The following is a 1,061-nucleotide window of genomic DNA, read 5'->3' on the forward strand; positions in this document are numbered from 1 at the left end:
CACGACGCCGCCGCCATCGACGAGCTGTGCCAAACCCACGACGACAGCGAGCACGAGCACGCGAACAAGTTCAACAACATCGACACGAACCTGACGATGGAGTAACAGGTAATGGACACTGAGCATCTCAAGCACACCCCGCCGAGTCCTGACCGGGGCGGACAGCCGACGCTGTACCTACCCGTGTCAGGGGTGGGTGACGTGGACGACCCCGACGACAACGGCGGCACCAAGAGCGTGTACGGGTGGGACCGTGGCATCGACAAGCTCAACGCGGCGGTGCTGAACCGGGACCCACAGCACACCTGGTCGTATTGCCCCGACGGGTGCGACCTGGGCTGTGTCGAAATGCCGAGCGCGGTAAGCACACTCGACCCGGAACAGGTTCTGGAAGCCCCAATGAAGAAAATCGTGGCGGCGATGGAAACGGTCGGCGCGGCGTTGAACTCACACTCGGGGGAGCAGTGGGTTGACAGGGTGAACGCCGTGTACGGACCGGGCGGGCACTTCGACATCGCCGCCATCGCCGACCGTACACAGGAGGTGTACGACGCCGCGACCGCCGCCATCGAAGCCACGGACACCGCCGCCGTGTCCCACCTGGACGGTATCCACACTGTGGTCCGTCAAGCCCGTGACATGCTCGCGCGGCGTTGGGATGAGCTTCACCTCAAGTGGCAGGACCTGGGTCTCATTCCGCTCGGCACGGGCCCACTGTCGCTGATCGGGGCGCCGGCGCTGGCGGCGTGGAGGTTGTGGGAGGTGTACCAAGCCCTGGACGAGCACCTGGACGTGGACGGTCCGAAACACGAGATGCTCACGGCGCAGGGCACGGCGGATACCGCCGCGAAAGACCTTGACACACAGCTGGATTCATGGACCGTCACCTCGAACGCGACGCCCATCAACTTCGGTAGCAAAGGTAAGGACAAAGGTAAGGACAAGGGAGACCCCAAGCCTGGAGATCCCAAGCCTGAGCCCACGCCGGCGACCCTCACCGGTGCGGTCGCGCCCGACCCGACCACCGACGAGCTGCGGAAGAAACTCAACGACCTGCTCGG

The 1,061-nt window shown here is 64.7% G+C and carries 1 protein-coding gene; it reads left to right on the forward strand.

Annotated features, from left to right (window positions below; genetic code table 11):
- Positions 1 to 111 precede the first annotated feature (111 nt).
- The coding region (locus tag AC2VON_RS24145) for a hypothetical protein (RefSeq protein ID WP_486955098.1) at positions 112 to 1,061 on the forward strand (950 nt) is incomplete at its 3' end.

This window comes from Mycobacterium sp. TH-M82 (genome assembly GCF_057473605.1).